This window comes from Pseudomonas sp. PS01301, from assembly GCF_029960215.1.
GTDB classification, from domain to species: domain Bacteria; phylum Pseudomonadota; class Gammaproteobacteria; order Pseudomonadales; family Pseudomonadaceae; genus Aquipseudomonas; species Aquipseudomonas coleopterorum.
This window is the reverse complement of record NZ_JASCPM010000049.1, coordinates 1-22,118: the sequence shown is the minus strand read 5'-3', so window position 1 is coordinate 22,118 and position 22,118 is coordinate 1. Positions and strand designations below refer to the sequence as shown.

Annotated in this window: 22 protein-coding genes and 1 tRNA gene; 14 read left to right on the top strand and 9 right to left on the bottom strand. The window is 62.3% G+C overall.

The window, feature by feature from the left end; translation table 11 throughout:
- Positions 1-162: 162 nt before the first annotated feature.
- Positions 163-1,131 (top strand): XdhC family protein, encoded by a 969-nt coding sequence (locus QMX89_RS19745; protein ID WP_282349516.1) that lies wholly within the window; start codon positions 163-165, stop codon positions 1,129-1,131.
- Here QMX89_RS19745 and QMX89_RS19740 read toward each other — a convergent pair.
- Entirely contained in the window at positions 1,126-3,393 is a 2,268-nt protein-coding gene (locus tag QMX89_RS19740; protein ID WP_282349515.1) for a heavy metal translocating P-type ATPase, read from the bottom strand. The genes QMX89_RS19745 and QMX89_RS19740 overlap by 6 nt on opposite strands.
- 225 nt (positions 3,394-3,618) lie before the next feature.
- On the opposite strand from QMX89_RS19740, the gene QMX89_RS19735 reads away from it, so the two are divergent.
- Positions 3,619-4,752, top strand: a complete 1,134-nt coding sequence (locus tag QMX89_RS19735) for a glycerate kinase (protein ID WP_282349514.1) — start codon at positions 3,619-3,621, stop codon at positions 4,750-4,752.
- Between the two features lie 21 nt (positions 4,753-4,773).
- Here QMX89_RS19735 and QMX89_RS19730 read toward each other — a convergent pair whose 3' ends face one another.
- The gene (locus QMX89_RS19730; RefSeq protein WP_122742320.1) at positions 4,774-5,973 is read right to left on the bottom strand and encodes a hypothetical protein; all 1,200 of its coding nucleotides are present in this window, start codon (positions 5,971-5,973) and stop codon (positions 4,774-4,776) included.
- Between the two features lie 219 nt (positions 5,974-6,192).
- Here QMX89_RS19730 and QMX89_RS19725 point away from each other — a divergent pair, with 219 nt between their 5' ends.
- Positions 6,193-6,600, top strand: a complete 408-nt coding sequence (locus QMX89_RS19725) for an SRPBCC family protein (RefSeq protein WP_122742319.1) — start codon at positions 6,193-6,195, stop codon at positions 6,598-6,600.
- A gap of 140 nt (positions 6,601-6,740) precedes the next feature.
- Positions 6,741-7,607: a tyrosine-type recombinase/integrase gene (locus tag QMX89_RS19720; RefSeq protein WP_282349526.1), complete on the top strand. Its 867-nt coding sequence runs from the start codon at positions 6,741-6,743 to the stop codon at positions 7,605-7,607.
- A gap of 11 nt (positions 7,608-7,618) precedes the next feature.
- On the opposite strand, the gene QMX89_RS19715 is transcribed toward QMX89_RS19720, so the two are convergent.
- Positions 7,619-8,983 (bottom strand): nucleobase:cation symporter-2 family protein, encoded by a 1,365-nt coding sequence (locus tag QMX89_RS19715; protein ID WP_282349512.1) that lies wholly within the window; start codon positions 8,981-8,983, stop codon positions 7,619-7,621.
- A 158-nt stretch (positions 8,984-9,141) separates the two neighbouring features.
- Positions 9,142-9,813 (bottom strand): Bax inhibitor-1/YccA family protein, encoded by a 672-nt coding sequence (locus QMX89_RS19710; RefSeq protein WP_043189407.1) that lies wholly within the window; start codon positions 9,811-9,813, stop codon positions 9,142-9,144.
- 142 nt (positions 9,814-9,955) lie between these two features.
- Between QMX89_RS19710 and QMX89_RS19705 the strand changes: the two genes are divergently transcribed.
- Together QMX89_RS19705 and QMX89_RS19700 are read left to right on the top strand one after the other, a co-directional pair.
- Positions 9,956-10,046: transfer RNA gene (locus tag QMX89_RS19705), tRNA-Ser, on the top strand.
- A gap of 91 nt (positions 10,047-10,137) precedes the next feature.
- Positions 10,138-10,305, top strand: coding sequence for a hypothetical protein (locus QMX89_RS19700; RefSeq protein ID WP_282349511.1), 168 nt, complete (start codon positions 10,138-10,140; stop codon positions 10,303-10,305).
- A 13-nt stretch (positions 10,306-10,318) separates the two neighbouring features.
- Here QMX89_RS19700 and QMX89_RS19695 read toward each other — a convergent pair whose 3' ends face one another.
- A complete protein-coding gene (locus tag QMX89_RS19695) occupies positions 10,319-10,969 on the bottom strand; it encodes a DUF2238 domain-containing protein (RefSeq protein ID WP_134722418.1) in 651 nt (216 codons plus the stop codon).
- 243 nt (positions 10,970-11,212) lie between these two features.
- On the opposite strand from QMX89_RS19695, the gene QMX89_RS19690 reads away from it, so the two are divergent.
- Positions 11,213-11,890, top strand: a complete 678-nt coding sequence (locus QMX89_RS19690; protein WP_282349510.1) for a glycosyltransferase — start codon at positions 11,213-11,215, stop codon at positions 11,888-11,890.
- Positions 11,891-12,050: 160 nt separating this feature from the next.
- A complete protein-coding gene (locus tag QMX89_RS19685; RefSeq protein ID WP_043189409.1) occupies positions 12,051-12,299 on the top strand; it encodes a CsbD family protein in 249 nt (82 codons plus the stop codon).
- Positions 12,300-12,399: 100 nt separating this feature from the next.
- Here the strand turns inward: QMX89_RS19685 and QMX89_RS19680 are convergent, their stop codons facing one another.
- On the bottom strand, positions 12,400-12,939 hold the full coding sequence (locus QMX89_RS19680; RefSeq protein WP_282349509.1) for a hypothetical protein: 540 nt from the start codon (positions 12,937-12,939) through the stop codon (positions 12,400-12,402).
- A 121-nt stretch (positions 12,940-13,060) separates the two neighbouring features.
- Complete coding sequence (locus QMX89_RS19675; RefSeq protein ID WP_192067406.1) at positions 13,061-14,347, bottom strand: DUF2254 domain-containing protein; 1,287 nt, start codon at positions 14,345-14,347, stop codon at positions 13,061-13,063.
- Between the two features lie 285 nt (positions 14,348-14,632).
- On the opposite strand from QMX89_RS19675, the gene QMX89_RS19670 reads away from it, so the two are divergent.
- The 3 genes from QMX89_RS19670 to QMX89_RS19660 all read left to right on the top strand — a co-directional run bounded on the left by QMX89_RS19670 (position 14,633) and on the right by QMX89_RS19660 (position 15,387).
- Complete coding sequence (locus QMX89_RS19670; protein ID WP_282349506.1) at positions 14,633-14,758, top strand: hypothetical protein; 126 nt, start codon at positions 14,633-14,635, stop codon at positions 14,756-14,758.
- 50 nt (positions 14,759-14,808) lie between these two features.
- Positions 14,809-14,976 carry a DUF6021 family protein gene (locus QMX89_RS19665; RefSeq protein WP_167375933.1) on the top strand — a complete coding sequence of 56 codons (168 nt, stop codon included), beginning with the start codon at positions 14,809-14,811 and terminating at the stop codon, positions 14,974-14,976.
- Positions 14,977-15,117: 141 nt separating this feature from the next.
- Positions 15,118-15,387: a DUF1652 domain-containing protein gene (locus tag QMX89_RS19660; protein ID WP_282349505.1), complete on the top strand. Its 270-nt coding sequence runs from the start codon at positions 15,118-15,120 to the stop codon at positions 15,385-15,387.
- On the opposite strand, the gene QMX89_RS19655 is transcribed toward QMX89_RS19660, so the two are convergent.
- Together QMX89_RS19655 and QMX89_RS19650 are read right to left on the bottom strand one after the other, a co-directional pair.
- On the bottom strand, positions 15,388-16,638 hold the full coding sequence (locus tag QMX89_RS19655; RefSeq protein WP_274604602.1) for an MFS transporter: 1,251 nt from the start codon (positions 16,636-16,638) through the stop codon (positions 15,388-15,390).
- 367 nt (positions 16,639-17,005) lie between these two features.
- Positions 17,006-18,157: an aldose epimerase family protein gene (locus QMX89_RS19650; protein ID WP_282349504.1), complete on the bottom strand. Its 1,152-nt coding sequence runs from the start codon at positions 18,155-18,157 to the stop codon at positions 17,006-17,008.
- A gap of 292 nt (positions 18,158-18,449) precedes the next feature.
- Here QMX89_RS19650 and QMX89_RS19645 point away from each other — a divergent pair, with 292 nt between their 5' ends.
- From QMX89_RS19645 to araH, 3 genes are all read left to right on the top strand, one after another.
- Positions 18,450-19,451, top strand: coding sequence for a substrate-binding domain-containing protein (locus QMX89_RS19645; RefSeq protein ID WP_056842759.1), 1,002 nt, complete (start codon positions 18,450-18,452; stop codon positions 19,449-19,451).
- A gap of 76 nt (positions 19,452-19,527) precedes the next feature.
- Positions 19,528-21,027: an L-arabinose ABC transporter ATP-binding protein AraG gene (araG, locus tag QMX89_RS19640; protein WP_282349503.1), complete on the top strand. Its 1,500-nt coding sequence runs from the start codon at positions 19,528-19,530 to the stop codon at positions 21,025-21,027.
- Between the two features lie 21 nt (positions 21,028-21,048).
- Positions 21,049-22,014: an L-arabinose ABC transporter permease AraH gene (gene araH / locus QMX89_RS19635; RefSeq protein ID WP_043189427.1), complete on the top strand. Its 966-nt coding sequence runs from the start codon at positions 21,049-21,051 to the stop codon at positions 22,012-22,014.
- Positions 22,015-22,118: the final 104 nt, after the last annotated feature.

Genomic DNA, 22,118 nt, shown 5'->3' with positions numbered 1-22,118 from the left:
CTGCGGTTGGGCGCCTGCAAGGATGGCCGCCTGCAAGGATGGCCGCCATGCTTTCGCCATACCCGGAAAACTATTGCCCCCTGCCTGCGGTCTGTTGCACCAGAGCAGCGCCGCAGGGCAGGGCGCCGGGGAATTGCGCAGGATCATGACGGGTGTCCATCGATGAAGCAGCTTGATCTGCAAGTCATACAACAGGCCCAGGCCTGGCTTGCCCAGGGCCGGGGCGTATGGCTGTGCACGGTATTGTCGACCTTCGGTTCGGCGCCACGCGGGCCGGGGGCGATGCTGGTCGCTCTGGATAATGGCGAACATTGCGGCTCGTTGTCGGGTGGCTGTGTGGAAGACGATTTTCTCGAGCGCGTCGCCGCCGGATTTTTCACGCCGGTCAATCAGGTGGTGCGCTACGGCGACGGCGGCCTGGCGCCGACCATGGCGCTGCCCTGCGGCGGCGTTCTGGATGTGCTGGTGGAATACCTCTCGCCCGGTGACGCGACGCGGGAGCACCTGCAACAGGTGGAACACGCCTTCGCCGGCGGCCAACTGGTGGCTCGCCAGGTCGTACCCGGAAGCGATCAGCGCAGCATTCGCCCCGGGAGCATGGGCGATGCGCGGGTGCTGGTGAGCGATGAAGAAATCCGCATCCGCATCGGCGCCGTACAGCGACTGATCCTGGCCGGCCTGTCGCCGGTGGCCGAGTTCTGTGCCGGGTTCGCCTTGAGCCTGGGCTACGAAGTAATCCTCTGCGAACCACGCCCCGAAGTCCTGGCCCGTCTCGACCTGCCAGGCGTGCAGGTCCATGAAGTCTTGCCCGCGGTGTTCATCGCCGAAGGCGGCTGCCATTCGGCGACAGCCGTGGTGGCGTTGACCCACGACCCTCGACTCGACGACCTGACCCTGCTCGAAGCGGTACGCACACCAGCGTTCTACATCGGTGCCATGGGCTCGATGCGCACCAGTGAAAAGCGTTTCGAGCGCCTTCAGCGCATCGGCGGTCTGGACGCCGATGCACAGCAGCGTATCCATGCCCCCATCGGTCTGAACCTGGGCAGCAAGACACCCGCCGAAATCGCCCTTGCGGTCATGGCGGATATCCTTCGTGCGGCCAATGGCATCGACCGGCAGCGCCTATGACCGCACGGCGGGCGGCTGAAAGCCTTTGAGACGCAGCGCATTGACCAGCACGAAAACCGACGACAAGGCCATGGCCCCCGCCGCGAATTGCGGCGACAGGGTCAGCCCGTTGATCGGGTAGAGCAGCCCCGCAGCCACGGGGATCAGGGCAGCGTTGTAGACGAAGGCCCAGAACAGGTTCTGACGAATGTTGTTCAGGGTCGCCGTCGACAGCGCGATGGCGGTGGCCACCGAGCCCAGATTATCCGACATCAGCACCACATCCGCCGCCTCGATGGCGATGTCCGTGCCACTGCCCACGGCCATGCCTACGTCGGCCTGGGCCAGCGCCGGCGCATCGTTGATGCCATCGCCTACGTAGACCGTCAGGCCATACTCGCGCTGCAAGGCCTGAACGGCATCGACCTTGCCCTCGGGCAGCACCTCGGCCACCACCTGATCGATGCCCAACTGGGCGGCGATGGCCTGGGCGGTGCGGCGGTCATCCCCTGAGATCATCGCCACTTTCAGGCCCAGTGCGTGCAGCGTCTGAATCGCAGCCTGGGTGGAGGGCTTGAGGGTGTCTGCCACGGCGATGACTGCAGCCAAATGGCCATCCACTGCGGCATAAAGTGGGGTCTTGCCGTGTTCGGCCAGCGCGTGCGCGGCGCTGGCGAACGCCGCAGTATCCACACCCAGTTGCGCCATGTAGCGCTCGGCACCGATTGCAACGTTTTGCTCATCCACCGTGGCGCTGACGCCGTAGCCGGTGTGCGCCTGGAAGTCCTGCGCTTGAGACCAGGTCAGCTGTTCCTCCTGTGCCGCCGCCACGATGGCCAGGGCCAGCGGATGCTCGGAAAGTACCTCGACCGCTGCCAGCAGTGGCAGCAGCCCTTCGCGGGTGAAGCCAGTTGCAAGCTGCAGGTCGGTCAGGCGCGGCTGGCCTTCGGTGAGCGTGCCGGTCTTGTCCAGTGCAACCACGCGGGCCTCCTTGAGCCGCTGCAGCGCCTCGCCCTTGCGAAACAGAATGCCCAGCTCGGCGCCACGACCGGTGCCGACCATGATCGAGGTGGGCGTCGCCAGGCCCATCGCACAGGGGCAGGCGATGATCAGCACTGCCACGGCGTGCACCAGCGCCATGCCCAGCGCCGGCTGAGGACCCAGCCAGTACCAACCGACGAACGTGGCCAGCGCCAGAGCCATGACCACGGGTACGAACCACAGCGTCACCCGGTCGACCAGCGCCTGGATCGGCAACTTGCTGCCCTGAGCCTGTTCGACCATGGCGACGATACGGGCGAGCAGGCTGGCGCTGCCCAGCGCGGTTGCCTGTATCTGCAGCGTACCGTTCTGGTTCAGCGTGCCACCGACGACGTTGTCGTTGCGCAGCTTGCGGACCGGCATGGGTTCACCCGTGAGCATCGATTCGTCGACGAAGCTGTCGCCTGCCACTACGCTGCCGTCCACCGCGATTCGCTCGCCGGGGCGCACCTGCACCACGTCGCCCTGCACCAATTGCGCCAGCGGGACTTCCATCAGCCCGGTTTGGCGTTGCACCCAGGCGGTCTGTGGCTGAAGGTTCAACAGGCGCTTGATCGCCTGGGAAGTGCGGCCACGGGCGCGGGCTTCCAAGGTGCGACCCAGCAGGATCAGGCAGATGATCACGCACACCGCTTCGTAGTAGACCGTCGCCGTGCCAGGGGGTAGCACGTGGGCCGCGAACGTCGATACCAGGGAAAAGCCGTAGGCGGCGAGGGTGCCCACCGCGACCAGCGAGTTCATGTCCGGCGCACCGCGCAGCAACGCTTGGACGCCTTTGACGTAGAAGCGTTTGGCACAGATGAGCAGCACCAAGGTGGTCAGGGCGAACTGCAGCAGCCAGTTACTCTGCTGAGCGAGGTGCTGGTCGAGCCAGGCGTGAAAACCGGGTATCAGGTGCGTGCCCATTTCCAGGATCACCACGGGCAGCGACAGCGTCACCGACCCGCGCAGGTCGCGCCGCAGGCGGGTGGCGTCTTCCAGGTGTTCCTGGCTGGCTCGGTCACGCTCATCGCGGGTGTGTTCGATCAGTCTAGCGCTGTAGCCAGCCTTGTCGATGGCAGCGATGAGTGCCTGCACGTCCAGCGCGCCATCGCCTTCCACCCGGCCGCGCTCGGTGGCCAGGTTGACCGCCACCGCCTTCACCCCGGGCACCTTGCTCAGTGTCCGCTCGACCCGACCCACGCAGGACGCACAGGTCATCCCCTGAATGCCCAGCTCGATCGCACCTTCATTCGCCGCCATGCCCACATCCTCCTTCCATTCCAAGCCTCGACTTTGACCCTTCCCATCATGGGAAGGTCAAGCCCGGTACCACTCTGCGTAGGAGCGGTCCGTGGCCGCGAAAAGGGCACCGCGGTGTACCAGCCACACCGCATCGCGCCTTTCGCGGCCGATGACCGCTCCTGCGGGAGTCGCGCCGGCGCGGTGAAACTGGCAGCATGGACCTACAAGAACTGGAGAACGGCCATGAAGATCGTTATCGCACCTGACTCATTCAAGGACAGCCTCAGCGCCGCCGATGTGGCTTCGGCCATTGCCCGCGGACTGCGCCAGGCGCTCCCCGATGCGCAACTCGTCGAACGGCCCATGGCCGATGGTGGCGAAGGCACCATGCAGGCCATCATGGCCGCCTGTCAGGGCGAGCTGCGCAGCCTCACCGTGGAAGGCCCCCTGGGCCAGCCCACCGAAGCGCATTGGGGCTGGCTGGCGAGCGAACGTACCGCAATCATCGAGATGGCCGAAGCCAGCGGATTGCAGTTGCTCGAACGGCAGCAGCGCGATGCCTGCGCCAGCAGCACCTACGGCACCGGGCAGCTGATTGCTGCCGCGCTGGAAGCCGGCGCGCGGCGCGTCATTCTCGCCATTGGCGGCAGCGCCACCAATGACGCGGGTACCGGCATGCTCTGCGCGCTGGGTTTGCGTATGACCGACGCCCAAGGCGCCGACTTGCCCCGTGGTGGGCTGGCATTGGCGAACCTGAGCGCGCTCGATATCAGCGGTCTCGATCCGCGCCTGGCCGAGGTGCAGTTCGAAGTCGCAGCCGATGTCGACAACCCCTTGTGCGGCCCGCATGGCGCCTCGCATATCTTCGGTCCGCAGAAAGGCGCCACGCCCGAAGAGGTCTTGGCCCTGGATAAAGCCTTGGACCACTTTGCCGATCACTGCGCACCACTTCTGGGCCACGATCACCGTAACCTGCCGGGATGCGGAGCGGCCGGCGGCATGGGCTTCGCGGCCAAGGCGTTTCTCGATGCCTCGTTCCGCCCAGGCGTCGAAGTCGTGGCGCAACTGGTGGGCCTCGCCCAGGCTGTGGAAGGTGCCGATCTGGTGATCACGGGGGAAGGGCGATTCGATGCGCAGACCCTGCGCGGAAAAACGCCCTTCGGTGTCGCGCGCCTCGCGCGCGACAAAGGCGTACCGGTGGTGGTGTTGGCCGGCACGCTGGGCGAGGGTTACCAAGAGCTTTACAACCACGGGATCGACGCCGCCTTTTCCCTGGCCTCCGGGCCGATGACCCTGGAGCAGGCCTGCAGCGATGCAGGTGAGCTACTCAGCGCTCGCGCCCGGGATATTGCCTTGCTCTGGCAACTGCGCCGGTAGCAGCGAATCCGCCGCCGACGGTCAATCCCGCTCGCGCATGAAGAAACCGGCCACGTACTTGCGGAAGGTGTCCAGGCTCTTGAAGTCGGCCAAGCGCTTGAAGGTCTCGGAGCTGGGCTCCGGACCCAGCGGCTCCTTCATCAGCGAGACCGAGAGCACCCGGTCCAGGTCCGAACTGAGCACCAGCTCATCCATCACCATGGCGCCGATCACCGGTCGGCGCATCACCACCTTGACGCCCTTGCTGGCCATCCAGTCGATCAGCGACACCAGCATCTTCAATGGCTCCCGCTCCTCGTCGCGGAACACCGGGAACAAATGCCCGCGGGTCAGCACCGGCACGGTGGCCACATGGACCATCTCGTAGAACTGACTGCCAGCGGTGGCCGGCGAGTACAGCGCCAGTGCCAGCAACGGCCCGCTGCTGCGCGCCCCGCCCCACAGAAGATGATGACCCTGAAAGTCGAACCCGGCGCTGCTGCGGTCGGTGATCACCTTGCGGCCCACCACATCTGCCACGCAATCGAGCAACAGCCCGTAGCGACGCTGGCCGATGAACGCGGTGGAATCCTTCAGGCGCGACTTGAGCATCATCATGTGCTTCATGTCGATGCGGGTCTCCAGATAGTTGCTCGCCGGCACCCGATCGATCAGCGGGTAACGCGTGGCCACGGCGCGCAGATCGGAGAACTGGCGGCTCAGGTCCTTTTTCAAGTGCGTGGCATACACGTTGAGCCCGGAGGCTTCGATGAAGGTCAGCAGCAACGACAGCAACCGATGCTGTTCCCGACGCTGGCTCGCTGCCAGCGCGTTCGCCGGAGCGCCCGGCGTAGCAGGTGCGCGAAAATCACCTATCAGCTTGAGCGGCACGTCAGGCGGCAGCCAGGCGGCAGGCAGTGGCGCGTCATCCCCACGCACCGACGGGTTTTCGCGCTCGTCATGGATGAACGGGCAGCCTGGCGCATGCTCGGCCGTACCAGGGTTGTTCTTCAGAAACAGGGTGCCGGTACTGCTGTTGAGGGTCACGTTCATCACCGGCAGCGTGCCGGGCCGGCAATCGCACGCCAGCCACTGGCCCTGGGTACGAACTTTCATCAGCCACTGGTTGGCCTGCAGCAGCTTCGGACCTTCGCTGCGGCCTTCGGCGAACTCGGTCACCAACTGCTGCTCGGCAGGGGTGAGGGTGCGCACTTGGGCGCCGGTCTTTTCGATGATCCTCATGACGCTGCAAACGCCCCTTCGACAAACGGGTTCAGGCCGGGTTGGCTTGTATGAGACAACGCTTCGGCGCCATGTTTCCGTTGCTCGCGCCCCAGCCCGGTGCGCTGCCCCGGCCGCGCTGGCGGCACCATCGAAGGCAAGAACGAATGCACTATCGGCTTGCTGCGCACTCGAACGCTCGCTACCGTTGTACCCCACCTCATCGACAGGAGCCATGACATGGCAAGCACGCAAGCGAGCATCGACATTCCGGCATCGGCCGATCAGGTCTGGAACCTGGTGGCCGGGTTCAATTCCCTGGCCCAGTGGCTGCCGATGATTCAACAAAGCGAGGCCCAGGAGCATGGCCGGTTGCGCCACCTGACCACAGTGGATGGCACGGTCATCGTCGAGCGCCTGGAAAGCTACGACAATGCCGCGCGTACCTACAGCTATTCGATCACCGAAGGTCCGTTTCCGGTGACCGACTACCTCGCCACTCTCAAGGTCATCGAGGTGGACGCCGGCAACAGTCGGGTGGAGTGGGGCGGTCGATTCACCCCGGCAGGTATTTCCGACGCCGAGGCCGTGGAAATCTTCGACGGTGTCTATCAAGGCGGCCTGCAGGCACTGCGCGACAACTTCTGATCACACCCGATCGGGTGACGGCGGGCAGGTCAGGCGGGGATGCGGGTGTTAGAATGTTCGGCGTTCACCTCGACGCTCTAAAGGATCCCCACGGTTTGTCTGATCTGCAAAACCCTCTGTTGCAATACCTCGCCCGGCTGATGCCGTCCAGCCGTACGACCATGCAATACGTATTGCAGGACGCCGCCGACCGCCTCGGCTTCGAGGACGCCGATATCCGCGAGGTCCCCTGGCATCTGTTGGAGCCGGGACATGTCACCTCGCTGGTGGCCGCGCTGCGCGAAGACGGTTATGCGCCCAACACCACCTCGCTCTACGTCAACGCTGTGCGCGGCGTCATGAACGAAGCCTGGCGGCTGAGCCTGATCGACCAGGATCACCTGCTCAAGATCCGCTCGGTCAAGCCCATGCAGGGCACGCGCCTGGGTAATGGTCGCAACCTCAAGCGCAGTCTGATCCGCGACCTGATGGAAGTCTGCGCCAGCGATCCGCGGCCCCAGGGCCTGCGCGACGCAGCCGTGATCGCGATTCTGTATGGCTCGGGCATGCGCAAGTCGGAGTCGGTCAACCTGGACCTGACCCAGGTCGACTTCGCCGAGCGCAGCCTGCGGGTCGTGGGCAAGGGCAACAAGGAGCTGATCAAGTACGCGCCCAGCTGGGCCTTTACCCACTTGCAGACCTGGCTGGCGTTCCGCCGCAGCCAACTGCCGGCCGGTCAGGCGGACGACGACTTCCTCTTCAACCGAATCCGCCGCGGCGCGCACATCACGCGCGAGCGCATCACCAAACACGCCATCTATTACATCGCCCGGCAGCGTGGTGCTCAGGTCCGCGTGAAGATCATGCCCCACGATTTCCGCCGCTCGTTCATCACTCGGGTGATCGAAGAGCACGACCTGTCGATCGCCCAGAAACTGGCGCACCACACCAACATCCAGACCACGGCGGCCTACGACATGCGCGACGACAACGAACGTCGGCGTGCCGTGGACCGCTTCGACCTCTAAGCAGGCGCGGCTTACTGGCGAGCCGCAGGCGCGGCCGGCAGGAACCAGTTCAGCACCAGCGCGCAGATACCCCCGGTGGCCACGCCCGATTCCAGCACGTTGCGCAGCGCACCCGGCATGTGCGCCAGGAATTCCGGCACCTGGGCTACACCCAGGCCCAGCGCCAGCGATACCGCGATGATCAACAGTGCCCGGCGATCAAGGTCGACGCTGGCGAGGATATTGATACCCGACGCAGCCACCGCGCCGAACATCACCATGGCCGCACCACCGAGCACCGGCTCGGGCACCGCCTGGATCACTCCGGCGACAGTGGGGAACAGACCAAGCAGAATCAGCATCGCGGCGATCCACACGCCGATGTGTCGGCTGGCGATGCCGGTGAGCTGAATCACGCCGTTGTTCTGGGCGAAGATGGAGCTGGGGAAGGTATTGAACAACCCGGCCAGCATCGAGTTGACACCGTTGACCAGGACGCCGCCCTTGATGCGCCGCATCGACAGCGGACCTTCGACAGGTTGGCGCGACACTTTGCTGGTAGCCGTCACGTCACCAATGGCTTCCAAAGACGTCACCAGGTAGATCACCAGCATCGGAATGAACAATGCCCATGAGAAGCCCAGGCCGAAGTGCAGAGGCATCGGCACCTGGAACAGCGCGGCCTGATGCATGCCGGTGAAGTCCAATCGACCCAGGTAGCCGGCGAGCGCGTAACCCATGGCCAATGCGATGACGATGGCCGCACTGCGCATCCAGGTCACTGGAATGCGATTGAGCACCACGATGATCGCCAATACCAGCCCGGAGAGCATGAGGTTTTCGCCATTGGCGAAGGTACCGTTGGCCATGGCGCCGAAACCGCCGCCCATGCTGATCAGCCCGACCTTGATCAAGGTCAGGCCGATCATCAACACCACGATGCCGGTGACCAGGGGGGTGATCAGTCGTTTGACGAAGGGCAGAATCCGCGAAATCCCGATTTCCACGAACGACCCGGCAATGACCACGCCGAAGATGGCCGCCATTACCGCCTCTACCGGCGTGCCCTGCTGGACCATCAGTGCGCCACCGGCAATCAGCGGCCCGACGAAGTTGAAGCTTGTGCCTTGCACGATCAGCAGGCCTGCGCCGAACGGGCCGATGCGACGGCACTGCACGAACGTGGCGATACCCGAGATGACCAGTGACATAGAGACGATCATGTTGGTGTCACGGGCACTGACGCCGAGCGCCTGGCAGATCAATAGCCCCGGCGTGACGATCGGCACGATGATCGCCAGCAGATGCTGCAGGGCGGCAAGCAGCCCCAGCAGCGGCCGGGGACGGTCTTCCAGGCCCAGGATCAATTCGTCGCTGGGCGGCAATGGGGCGGTCATGGCAAGGGCTCCGGAAAACGAGCGCGCGATGGCTCTTGGAAAAAGAGCGCGATTCTACGGCGCGTCGTCGACGCGGCAAAACGGTTTTTACGCAGACTCTGTGAGCTGCAGACAAGAAAAAGCCCGCACGAGGCGGGCTTCGACTTCAAAGCCGTGGATCAGTCGTCGCGACCCATGATGCCGAACAGCTGCAGCAGGCTCACGAAGAGGTTGTAGATCGACACGTACAGGCTGATGGTGGCCATGATGTAGTTGCGCTCGCCACCGTGGATGATCGCGCTGGTCTGGAACAGGATGCACACCGACGAGAACAGCACGAAGCCGGCGCTGATCGCCAGTTGCAGACCGGCGATCTGGAAGAAGAAGCTCGCCAGCACCGCACCCAGCAGCACGAAGAAGCCTGCGGTGATGAAGCCGCCCAGGAAGCTCATGTCCTTGCGGGTGATGAGCACGTAGGCCGACAGGCCGCCGAACACCAGCGCCGTCATCGCGAACGCCGAGCTGACCACTTCGGCGCCGCCCTGCATGCCCAGGTAACGGTTGAGGATCGGGCCGAGCAGGAAGCCCATGAAGCCGGTAAGGGCGAAGGTGGACACCAGGCCCCAGGCCGAATCACGCAGCTTGTTGGTCAGGAAGAACAGGCCGTAGAAGCCGATCAGCACGACGAAGATGTTCGGGTAGCCGACGCGCATCTGCTGCGCGACGTAGGCCATCACACCACTGAAAGCCAGGGTGAGGGCCAGCAAGCCGTAGGTGTTGCGCAGGACGCGGCTAACTTCTAGCTGCTGCACCTGCGAGCCTTGATTAACTGCATAATCCTGTTCGCGCATGGCGAGACTCCTTTGATTGAACACGTCTGAAACGTTCAGATGCAAAGATCATATCAGACCCCTGTGCAGCCGCTCTATCCAGAGTTTGACAGCGTGTTTCATTACGGTATTATGGCGCCCGCAAAGCAACCAGCAAGACATCGGGAAATTGGCAGAGTGGTTGAATGCACCGGTCTTGAAAACCGGCGGACGTTAATAGCGTCTCCAGGGTTCGAATCCCTGGTTTCCCGCCAAACATCGTGAAGCCCCGCATTGGCGGGGCTTTTTCGTTTCTGCTCCTGCAGAAATGCCACGTTGTGAACTTCACTTGTGCAGGTGTCCTGATTGTTGCGCTACAGCAAGAAGAAGCTATCGAGATTGATCAGGAAGGGCGTCGTCTACGTGACCGTCATGGGTGTGATGGGCAACTCCAGCAGGATCTTCGACCACCTCTCGGTCTGGCAGCCGTGGCGTCTGGCCAAGCAGATGCTGGGTTATGTGCTGATGCACTGACCGTTGCGCCCGGTCAGTTCGGTGTCAGGCGGCCGCGCAGGGCCGAAACCTTGTCGCGCAAGGCGTGGCCGCGACAGATCAACACCACCAGCGAGCCCGCAGCGGCCACCGCCATGTCCTTCTGAGCATCCCAGACGTCGCCCTGAGCGCCAACGAACGCCGAGTCGCCTCCGCCTGCGTACGCAGCCCCAGCCCACTCCATCAGTTCGTAGAGCATCGAGGTCGAGAGCACCAGCGACCAGGCGATCAGCGACGCCCAAGCACCCTTCAAATGGCACTTTTCGCTGACGATTTCCCGCAGCGGCAAGCTCAGCAGCAGTCCATAGGCCAGGTGGACGAAGCGATCGTATTGATTGCGCTCCCAGCCGAACGCGGCATTCACGTCCATACCGCTGATCAGATAGACCGCTGAGTTGTAGGGCACCTCGGGATAGGTGAAGTGGGTGCCGACCTCATGCAGGCACAAGAAACCGATCACCATGATCCATGACCGACGGCTCCAGTAAAACTGCTTGCGGGTGGTCCATACCGCTACGGCCCCGACCAGTACCAGGACGTTTTCGATCAGCCAGGTCTGCCGGTCCACTGGCTGCCAGCCCGAAACGATCAGGGCCAGCAGCACAATGCAGTGCAGGTAGCCCACGCCGGTCGTTCGAGTGTTCATCGCTGCCTGCCTCACCAAGGTTCCTGATTCGGTTGATCCCATGGCCCCTCATTAATTCGCTCGGTCTTGTGACTGCCTGTGACCGACAATCCGCAGAAGCCCGCTGGAAACGTTCGAATCGAAAAAAAGAATGAACATTTGGCGCACTACCACCCGTCGTATCTATCTGCAACGAACGCGCGATAGATAGGTCAAGAGACTTACAGCCGCCGGATGCCGGCCTCCCCACGACAGGTATTGTCCATGATCGGAATCATTGTCCCAGCCCATAATGAAGAAGCAGTGGTTGCCCAATGCATCGAGTCGTTGCTGATTGCGGGTGAGCATCCGGCTTTGGCAGGTGAAGAGGTCTGCGTAGTCATCGTGCTGGATCAATGCAACGACGGGACTCAACGGGTGGTCAGCCGCTATCCGGTGCAAAGCCTGGACGTGTCCCACTGCAATGTCGGTCGTACCCGTGCTGCGGGCGCCGAGCTGATGCTGGGGCAGGGCGCGCGCTGGCTCGCGTTCACCGACGCGGATACGGTGGTGCCCGCCACCTGGTTGGTGGATCAGCTGCGCTTTCGGACCGACGCGGTGTGCGGCACGGTCCGGATCGATGACTGGTCGCTGCACGCCGAAGAAGTTCGCACCCGCTACGACGCGCTCTATACCCCTGTCGAAGGCCACAAGCACGTGCACGGCGCCAACATGGGCGTCAGCGCTCGAGCGTACCGTCAGGTGGGCGGTTTCAAACCTTTGAAAGCCCACGAAGACGTTCATCTGGTAGCGGACCTGAACGAGGCGGGTGCTTCCATCACCTGGACTTCCATGAATTGCGTGACCACCAGCGCACGTCTGGATTGCCGCTGCCGCGAAGGATTCGGTGATTACCTGCGATCGCTGTCGATCAGCGCGCCACTCGAGGCCGTGAGTCCCTGACACGAGGAGTGTCCGCAGGAATCTTTCAAGGATGAAAGTTGAAAATAACGTTGGAACTATTTGCAGGACGCAACGCCCTAAGATGATGCAATAAGTACGTAGCTTTTCCGCTTACATACTTTAAATACTGTCACTCAATATTGATCAAGGTGGGACTAACATGAAAAGCGAACAGATCGAAGGCGTAGCAGAGAAGATTGCTGGCAAGGCTCAAGGCGTCGTTGGCAAACTGGTCGGTGACCATTCCCTGCAAGCCGAAGGTGCAGGTCGCGAAGCGGCTGGCCAACTGACCAAGACCTATGGCGACGCTTTGAACAATGTGTCCGCTTTCGTCAAGGAAAAGCCAGGCGCTTCGTTGGCCATCGGCGCGGCCGTGTTCGTACTGGTTAGCCGCTTCCTGCGTCGCTGATCTGTCGTGTAGCGCTGCTTCTTCCAGATCGTTCGACTCCAGGCTCGGTGCCGGTCGAACGGTCGGGAAGTGCCGCAATAATGCGGCTATGTTCTTCCTCTTATATCTGTCTTTTCCAGCCCAGCGAGTTCTCGATTGCCTCTCGATAAGGCGTATCAATTTGTTGCGGTAGTCGTTCTATGTATTCTCTTGCGTGTTCCCTAACTTCCCCTGTCAGTCCCGTTAGATAGCCGATCACGTTATCGACGCTGGGCACCCGTGCCTCGATTCCAGCGAAGCGGGGAGGAAGAGCTGTCCAGATCACCGCGTCCACTTCTTTGGCTTGAGCCCATCTGGCAATTACACCCGTGTCCGTTTCACTGCGGATGAAGGTGCCGATTCCGTCGTCGCGGCTGCGCGGGATCTGCTCACGTTCACGCAGCGCCTCGCAGGCGTGCTCGAGGCTCGCGCTGTCCAGCAGGGCCCAAAGCGCGGGGCGGGAGGGTGCATTCAGGCAGATTGCCGTGGCCAGTTCACCGCCATCTCCCACTCTGCAAAGCTCGATGGGAAAGCACGGGCCATCTTCATGCCACGGACCGCAGACCGGTAATACCCCGGGCTTCCAGACGAGTGATCCCCACGCCAGGCAAGCTATCTTCATAATCGATTCCTGTTTGAACAGCCGTTGTCTGCAGGTGCAGTGTCAACTAAGGCCCCTGACGTGGGAGACTAGTTCAGGGACATTGGTCAAGCGGATTGCACGGGGCAGGACGGCGGCATGTTCAGTCAAGCAATGGCTTGGCCAGGCTATGCAATCGCTGTTTTTCTTCATCCAGCGTGAGGGCGAGTTCTGCTCGTTTCAGCAGCGACTGAGCATGAAGGCGGCATTGCGCACCGAACACGTCGGGGCTGATGTCGTTCAGGCTGATCAGCGCCTTGATCATGCGAATGTCGACTTCCAGAAGCCCGGCGCCGTCGCGTGCCACCAAGGTGAAAAAGTCATCGAACAGGTCGGCCATCAGCAAGCCGTGGACGTAGACGCGTTGGCAGTTGGCGTCGATCTCGGATGGTTGGTGCTCAACTGTGCCGTGAACGTGCCAGGCGGTCAGGCACCTGACTCCGCGGCCGATCACGTCGATCACCGTGCCCGAGTCGTTGGTGGCCGGCGACAGGGCGCGTGACGCGATCTCTGCCAACACCGAAATGCCGAAGCGCGGGTCCTGCTCGAAACTGCGACGCAGGCCGACGGTCACGGCGTCGCGGATGGCCGGTGCGAGCGCTTCGGTGGTCCCGGTTTGGGCACCCTCGTCGCTCACGAGTCGGGCGATTGGCGCACCCAGATGCAGGAATGCGCCGGGCAGCACTTCCATAAAGATGCGCAGCCCGTGCTTCTCGGCCAGGACGCCGAGCGCTGCGACGTCGATGTGCTGGACGTAGCCGGTCTGATCACTGCGCACGCTGTGACCGGCCGTCGTCAGGGCCCGGTCGACAGGGTAGGGCGCAGCGCCCATGTACGGCCACTGCGCACGGTTCTTCAGTGATTGCAGCGCCGCAACTTCGACACGGTCGATGGTCTCGCCGACGCGACCGAGCTTCGACAGGTGATCGATCCAGCGCAGCAGGGTGTAGACGATCAGGATGATCATGACGATGGTGACGGCGAACAGCACCACCCGCCCTTGCGCGCCATAGGCGCCGGTGCTCAAGGCGATGATGCCGACCAGGCTAAACAGGAAGGAACCTATGAAGGTCGCCAGGGCGTTCTGGGTGGTGGTGTCCTCCATGACCAGTGAGGTCGCCCGTGGCGTCACGCCGCTGCTGGCGGCACTGTAGGCACTGACCATGGTGCTAAGCGAAAAGGTGGTCACCGCAAGCATGCTGGAGGCGATGATTGCCAGGATCTTGTCGACCGAGTCGGCACCGATCCGCGTCGGCAGGTCGGCGGGAACGAAATCCTTGAAGACGATGGCGATCAGCGCCGTGGCGATGCCCGCCAAGGAAAACAGACTTGCGCGAAACCACAAGCGTTTGGTCATCTGACCCAGGGCCCAGCGCCAGCGAGCGATCATCGTGTATTCCTCGGGTAGTCGTATGCCTACAGCGCTCGTAGGGGCGCGGCTGCACATTGAGTCCCGGACCTCGATGAAAGTTTCACGATGACGTCGTCACAACGTGTATGGCCGTCTGTAGGAGCGGTGATCGGCCGCGAAGGGTTTGTGCGGTCTGCCTGACGTACCGCTGTGCCCTTTTCGCGGCCACTGACCGCTCCTACAGGGACCGTTGTGACATTGGACGGAACCCACGATCGGTCCGCAGGCTCACAGTCTTGAACCCCTCACCGACAGGAACCGATCATGTCCGATGACAAGCAACCGCCCGCCGAGGACACCGAGGACCAGACGCCTGCTCATTCCACACCGGAAGAAAAGGAGCGGCTCAAGGACTTCAACAAGGACGGGATTCCACCAGGGGTGGCCTGAGGCTGCACCGAGGCATCTCACCGATTGGCACACCCACGACCGGAGCATTTATGAGCAACGACACCAAGCCCGACGACGACCTGGGTTTCGACCCGGACTCACCCGATCTGGCCGATCCGCAGATCGATCCGCCGAAGCCTGCAAAGAAGCCTGAAAGCGAGCAATCCGACGAGACGGGTGACACAGACGCGTATCCGCCCTATGGCACCAAGGACTGACTCTGTTAGCCTGTGCAGGCAGCGCTCGCCGTGTGCCTGCCGTGACCACGCGTGAAGCGTGTCTGCGCCTTCCAAGTCCCGTGACGGCGCACGCACGCTGCGACAAGTCTCCAGCCATGACATTGCCAGGAGAACCGCGACATGATTCCCACCAACGAAATGCGCCGCATCGTCGAATCCAGTTTTGCTCCACTGTGCTGTCATTGCACGTTGTATCCCGGCGGCACCATGACGGTCGAGGTTTCGGACCCGGCCAGTGGGCAGGTCGACCTGCTGATGGTAGGCGTGAATACCCAGCCGCTGTCCAACAGCCGCGCCATCGCGGAACTGGTCGCCCAGCTGCGAGCCGAGCTCAAGGCCAATCAAGAGTGGTTCCGCCGCAACGTCCCGCGCGGAGCCGCCAGGCCTTGATCAGCCTGGCTGCTTCTGACGTTCCGGCAGGGCCTGCTCGTTGTTCTCGATGGTCCAGAGCGGCCTGAACAAGCGGGTCCACAGCCCCACGATCACCAACGTGCTGATGGCGCCGAACAACGCCGCCGGAACGGTGCCCAGCGCGGTAGCACTGACGCCGGCGCGAAACTCGCCCAACTCGTTCGAAGAGCCGATGAACAGCATGTTGACCGCGCTGACCCGTCCGCGCATGTCATCGGGGGTGGCGAACTGGATCAACGAAGAGCGGATGTACACACTGATCATGTCCGCTGCACCCGCGACGAACAGCGCCGCGCAGGACACCCAGAACCAGGTCGACAAGGCGAACACCAGGTTGGCCACGCCGAACACCGCCACAGCCAGGAACATGCGCTGGCCCATGCGCGCGTTGAGCGGCCGGATGCTCAAATAGAAGCCCATGCCCAGCTCGCCCAGTGCGATGGCGCTGCGCAGCAGACCAAGCCCGGCCGGGCCCACATGCAGGATTTCGGCGGCATAGATCGGCAGCAGGGCGACGACGCCACCCAGCAGCACTGCGAACAGATCCAGAGAGATCGCGCCCAGAATGATGGGGCGTGAGGTGATGAAGCGGATACCGGCGGTGAAGCGACTTACTGCAGTGGTCTGATCGTCGACCGGGCGAACGATGCGCACGCTGGGTACCCACTGCAACAGCAGGACACCGATCGCGAAACCCAGCAGGCAGACGCCGAACGTCCAGCCGCCGATAGCGGCATACAACAGCCCGCCCAGCAATGGGCCGGCGATCACCGCCACTTTCATGATCATGCTGTTGGTGGCGATGGCCTGAGCCAGGTGCTCGCGGGCAACGATCTGCGGCAACAGGCTCTGCACCGCGGGCCCGGTGAAGGCACGGGTGCAGCCGAACACGAACAGCGCGACGTAGTACGGCCAGGTGTCGACGGTTCCAGTCAGGGCCAACCAGAGCAGGGCGGCCGAGGAGAGCACCGACACTCCCCAACTGATCTGCAGAATCCGGCGTCGATCGAAGCGGTCCAGCAGATCGCCCGCTGGCAGCAGCAACAGCACCATGGGTATGAACTGAGCCAGGCCGACGTAGGCCAGGGTCAACGGATGGCGAGTCATGTCGTACATGTGCCAGGCAACGACGATCGCCTGGATCTGCATGGCGAACATGGCCGCAAGGCGCACCATGAGGAAAGCGCGGAAACCGGGCTGGGAAAAGATAGCGGTAGAGGTGCGTTTCAAAGTCGACGTTCTTGTGCCAGTCAATGGGTCACGCAATGAGCGCATACGTTTCAAGATGTTAACGTGATTGAGTGTACGTGATGATGTCGGGGGTGTGCAGGTGCAGTCGCGCCGGTGATTACGAAAGGTGCGCTCGATATGTCGATAATGACTATTGACGAACGCAATAGTGGCGGCTTGTTTGCGCTGGTATCTTTGCTGTCGAAGATGAATACATGGCCAGGCGCTGATTCTTCCCCCCGCATGGCGACTGGCCAAGTGCTCTGCTTCGACTCTCTTTGGTTAATTTTCAGCCACCTCACGTCAGTGCGGTGGTTTTTTTTGCCCAGCGAAAATGCGGCCACGATCCGCGGCCGCGAGCCGGCAATCACTCCGCTGAAAACGCAAGCACCGTGGTTTGGGTGTAGGTCTGGCCGGGATTCAGGCGGGTGCTGGCAAAGTTGGGCTGGTTGGGCGCATCGGGGAAGTGTTGCGTTTCCAGGGTGAAAGCGCCCCAGTGCGGGTACAGCTTGCCGCCTTTGCCGCGAACCGTGCCGTCGAGGAAGTTGCTGGTGTAGAACTGCACACCCGGTTCGGTTGTGTACAGGGTCAGGGTGCGTCCCGATGCCGGGTCGGTCACCTTCGCCGCTTCGCGTTTCAGGTCGCCTTGGGTGTCCAGTACCCAGTTGAAATCGAAGCCACCCTGTTTGGGCTCGGCGAACGTCAATTGCTCATGCTTGGCCTGGATGTTCTTGCCAATGGCAGTGGGTGCCAGGAAATCCATCGGCGTGCCTTTCACCGGCGCCAGCTCGCCGGTGGGAATCAACTTCGCCGTGACCGGTGTGTAGCGGCTCGCATGCAGGGTGGCAACCTGCTTGAGCACATCGCCGCTGCCGGCGCCGGCCAGGTTGAAATAGCTGTGGTTGGTCAGGTTGAGCACGGTCGGCTTGTCGGTCGTGGCCTTGTACTCCACGCGCAGCTCGTTGCGCTCGTTCAGGCTGTAGGTGACTTCGGTCGCCAGTGTGCCGGGGAAGCCCATGTCGCCGTCGGGCGAGCGATAGGTGAAGGTCGCAGCGACACGGTCGCCATCCTGTTTGGCTTCGACGGCCCAGACGTGCTTGTCGAATCCGCGTGTGCCGCCGTGCAGTGCATTGCTCTTGTCATTGAGCGGCACCGAATAGGTCTGCCCATCCAGGCTGAACTTGCCGTCGGCCAGCCGGTTGCCGAAGCGGCCGATGGTGGCGCCGAAATACACGGTGGGGTTGGCCTGGTAGCCCTTGATGTCATCGAAGCCCAATACCACATCCGCAACCTCGCCCTTTTTGTCAGGCACATGCAGCGCCTGCAAGGTCGCGCCGTAGGTGATGATGCTGGCTTTCATACCATGGCTGTTGCTCAGGGTGATCTTTTCCAGCGGCGTGCCGTCGGGCAGCGCGCCGAAGCTTTCGCGGGTCGAAGTCAAGCCTGCCGCGTGGGCAGAAATGGAAGCAGTCATGAGGGTCAATCCAATGGCGCTGAGCAGTTTTTGATGAATAGGCATGTAAGGCGTTCCGTAGTTTTTTATAGGAAATGGCTGGATCCCGGGGTTGGACAACCGGGCTCCGGCGATGGCTGCACTGGCAGGTATAGCTGAAATTCGACGTCCGTAAAAATAAATGGTAATACTATTTGGCAGATCGATCGTGGTGTCATTTCTGACAGGATCGACGACACGCCGCCGTCGACGGCTTAAACGTGACGTTACGTTACAAATGGACATCCTGATATATGGTATGACTATTCGCTGATGTTGCTGGACGCTGTAGCTATTCAATAAAAATAAGGAGTTAGCTATGTTGAGTCGTCACGGGATCCGTTCCCTGTGCTGTGCCGCCCTGACCGCCGCGATGTTCGCAGGCTCAGCGGCTTCCTGGGCCGAAGAGGTCAAGATCGGTTTCCTGGTCAAGCAGGCTGAAGAGCCCTGGTTCCAGACCGAGTGGGCCTTCGCCGAAAAAGCCGGCAAGGACAAAGGCTTCAAGGTCATCAAGATCGCCGTGCCCGACGGCGAGAAAACCCTTTCCGCTATCGACAGCCTGGCCGCCAACGGCGTCAAGGGCTTCGTCATCTGCCCGCCGGATGTGGCGCTGGGCCCTGCCATCGTCGCCAAGGCCAAGCTCAACGACATGAAGGTAATGGCCGTCGACGATCGCTTCGTCGATGCCAAGGGTCAGTTCATGGAGGATGTGCCCTACCTGGGCATGGCGGCCTTCGAGGTCGGAGAGAAACAAGGCATGGCCATGGCCGGGGAAGCCAAGAAGCGCGGCTGGGACTGGAAAGACACCTACGCGATCATCAACACCTACAACGAATTGGACACCGGCAAGAAGCGCACCGACGGTTCGGTGAAAGCCTTGCAGGCTGCTGGTCTGCCGACTGATCACATCCTTTTCGCCCCGCAGAAGACCCTCGACGTGCCGGGCAGCATGGACGCCACCAACTCGACCCTGGTCAAGCTGCCGGCTGGCGCCAAGAACCTGATCATCGGCGGTATGAACGACAACACCGTGCTGGGCGGCGTGCGCGCCACCGAAAGCGCCGGGTTCGCTGCTGCCAACGTGATCGGTATCGGCATCAATGGCACCGATGCCATCGGTGAACTGAAGAAGGCCAACAGCGGCTTCTTCGGCTCGATGCTGCCCAGCCCCCACACCGAGGGCTACAACACGGCTAGTATGATGTTCGAGTGGGTCACCACCGGCAAAGAACCGCCCAAATACACCGCCATGGATGACGTGACCCTGATCACGCGCGAGAACTTCAAGCAGGAACTGGAAAAGATCGGTTTGTGGAACTGATCTGACCCATGGCCTCTGCCTCGGCAGAGGCCGCTTCTTCACGGCCTGCCGTGATGCCTGCTCTGGAGTGGTATCCATGCGTGTAGAGTCATTGCGTTTCAACGGTATCGGCAAGAATTTTCCAGGCGTGCGCGCTCTGTCGGACATCAACTTCGAAGTCCGTCCCGGCAGTGTCCATGCGCTGATGGGCGAAAACGGTGCCGGCAAGTCAACCCTGCTCAAGATACTCGGCGGTGCCTACCAGCCCAGTGTCGGCAGCCTGCAGATCGGCGCTCAGACCCTGGTCTTCAAATCCGCAGCGGAAAGCATCGGCAGTGGCGTGGCGGTGATCCACCAGGAACTGCATCTGGTGCCGGAAATGAGCGTTGCCGAGAACCTGTTGCTTGGGCACATGCCGTCGCGGTTCGGCTTGATCGATCGCGGCGCCATGCTGCGCCGCGCGAGCGAATTGCTGGCCGGGCTGGCCGACGAGATCGATCCGCGCCAGCGGCTGGGCAGTCTGTCGCTGGGGCAGCGGCAGTTGGTGGAGATCGCCAAGGCCATGTCGCGCAATGCCCATGTGATTGCCTTCGACGAACCAACCAGTAGCCTTTCGGCGCGAGAGATCGATCGGCTGATGGCGATCATCGCCAAGCTGCGCGACGAGGGCAGGGTGGTGCTGTACGTGTCCCATCGCATGGAAGAGATATTCCGCATCTGCGACGCGGTGACGGTGTTCAAGGACGGGCGCTACGTGCGCACCTTCGACGACATGGCCCAGCTGACCCATGACCAGTTGGTGACCTGCATGGTCGGCCGCGATATCCAGGACATCTACAACTATCGTGCCCGTCCTCACCAGGGCGAGGCACTGCGTGTCGAGGGCTTGCTGGGCCCAGGGTTGCAGGAGCCGATCAGCTTCAGTGTTGCCAAAGGCGAAGTGCTGGGTTTCTTCGGTCTGGTGGGTGCAGGCCGCACCGAGCTTCTGCGGCTGCTGTCCGGATTGGCGACGAGCAAGGCCGGCAGCCTGACCCTGGACGGCCGCGCGCTGACCCTGGCCAACCCACGGGACGCCATCACCGCGGGCATTCTGCTGTGTCCCGAAGACCGCAAGAAAGAAGGCATCGTGCCGCTGGCCAGCGTTGCCGAGAACATCAACATCGGTGCCCGCGACCGCCATCTCACACTGGGCTGCCTGGTGCAGGGCCCGTGGGAGAAGGAAAACGCCGCGCGCCAGATCAAGGCGCTGAACATCAAGACCCCGTCTGCCGAGCAGCCGATCATGTACCTCTCAGGCGGCAATCAGCAGAAGGCCATTCTCGGCCGATGGCTGTCGATGCCGATGAAAGTGTTGCTGCTCGACGAGCCCACGCGCGGCATCGACATCGGCGCCAAGGCCGAGATCTACCAGATCATTCATGGGCTGGCCGCCGACGGCATCGCGGTGATCGTGGTATCCAGCGACCTGATGGAGGTGATCGGCATCAGCGATCGCATCCTGGTGATGAGCGAAGGTGCGCTGACCGGTGAAGTTTTGCGCGAAGAGGCGCAGGAATCCAGGTTGCTGCAATTGGCACTGCCGCGCACTCGCGGCTGAACAATAACAATAGAGGTGCATATGTCTACGCAAAACACGCTGCCGGCGCCCCGCCAAGGCCTCAACCTGCGCCGCTTTCTGGACGAGTGGGTCATGCTGCTCGCGGCGCTGGCGATTTTCGTGCTGTGCACGATGTTCATCGACAATTTTCTCTCGCCGCTGAACATGCGCGGGCTCGGGCTGGCCATTTCCACCACCGGCATCGCCGCCTGCACCATGCTCTACTGCCTGGCGTCGGGGCACTTCGACCTGTCCGTGGGTTCGGTGATCGCCTGCGCAGGGGTGATTGCGGCGGTGGTCATGCGCGACACCGACAGCGTGCTGCTGGGTGTTGGCGCGGCCCTGTTGATGGGGCTGATCGTCGGTCTGATCAACGGCATCGTCATCGCCAAGCTGCGCATCAATGCGCTGATCGCGACCCTGGCCACCATGCAGATCGTGCGCGGGCTGGCCTATATCTTTTCCAACGGCAAAGCGGTCGGGGTGATGCAGGAGGACTTCTTCGTCTTCGGCAACGGCCAGTTGCTGGGCGTGCCGGTGCCGATTCTGATCACCATCGTCTGTTTCATCTTCTTCGGCTGGCTGCTCAACTACACCACCTATGGCCGTAACACCATGGCCATCGGCGGCAACCAGGAAGCTGCCTTGTTGGCCGGTGTGCATGTGGACCGCACCAAGATCATCATTTTCGCCGTACATGGCGTGATCGGTGCGCTGGCCGGTGTGGTGCTGGCGTCGCGCATGACCTCGGGCCAGCCGATGATCGGCCAGGGCTTCGAATTGACGGTGATTTCGGCGTGTGTGCTGGGCGGGGTGTCGCTGGCTGGGGGGATCGGCATGATCCGTCATGTGATCGCCGGGGTGCTGATTCTGGCGATCATCGAGAACGCGATGAACCTGAAGAACATCGACACGTTCTATCAGTACGTGATTCGCGGGACGATCCTGTTGATCGCGGTGATCATCGATCGTTTGAAGCGGCGTTGATTTGCGGGGCGGCTTTCGCGGGCAGAGACCCGCTCCCACATTGCAATGCCCTACGGGCCCTGTGTGGGAGCGGGCTCTGCCCGCGAATTGTTCACAGAGGTGCG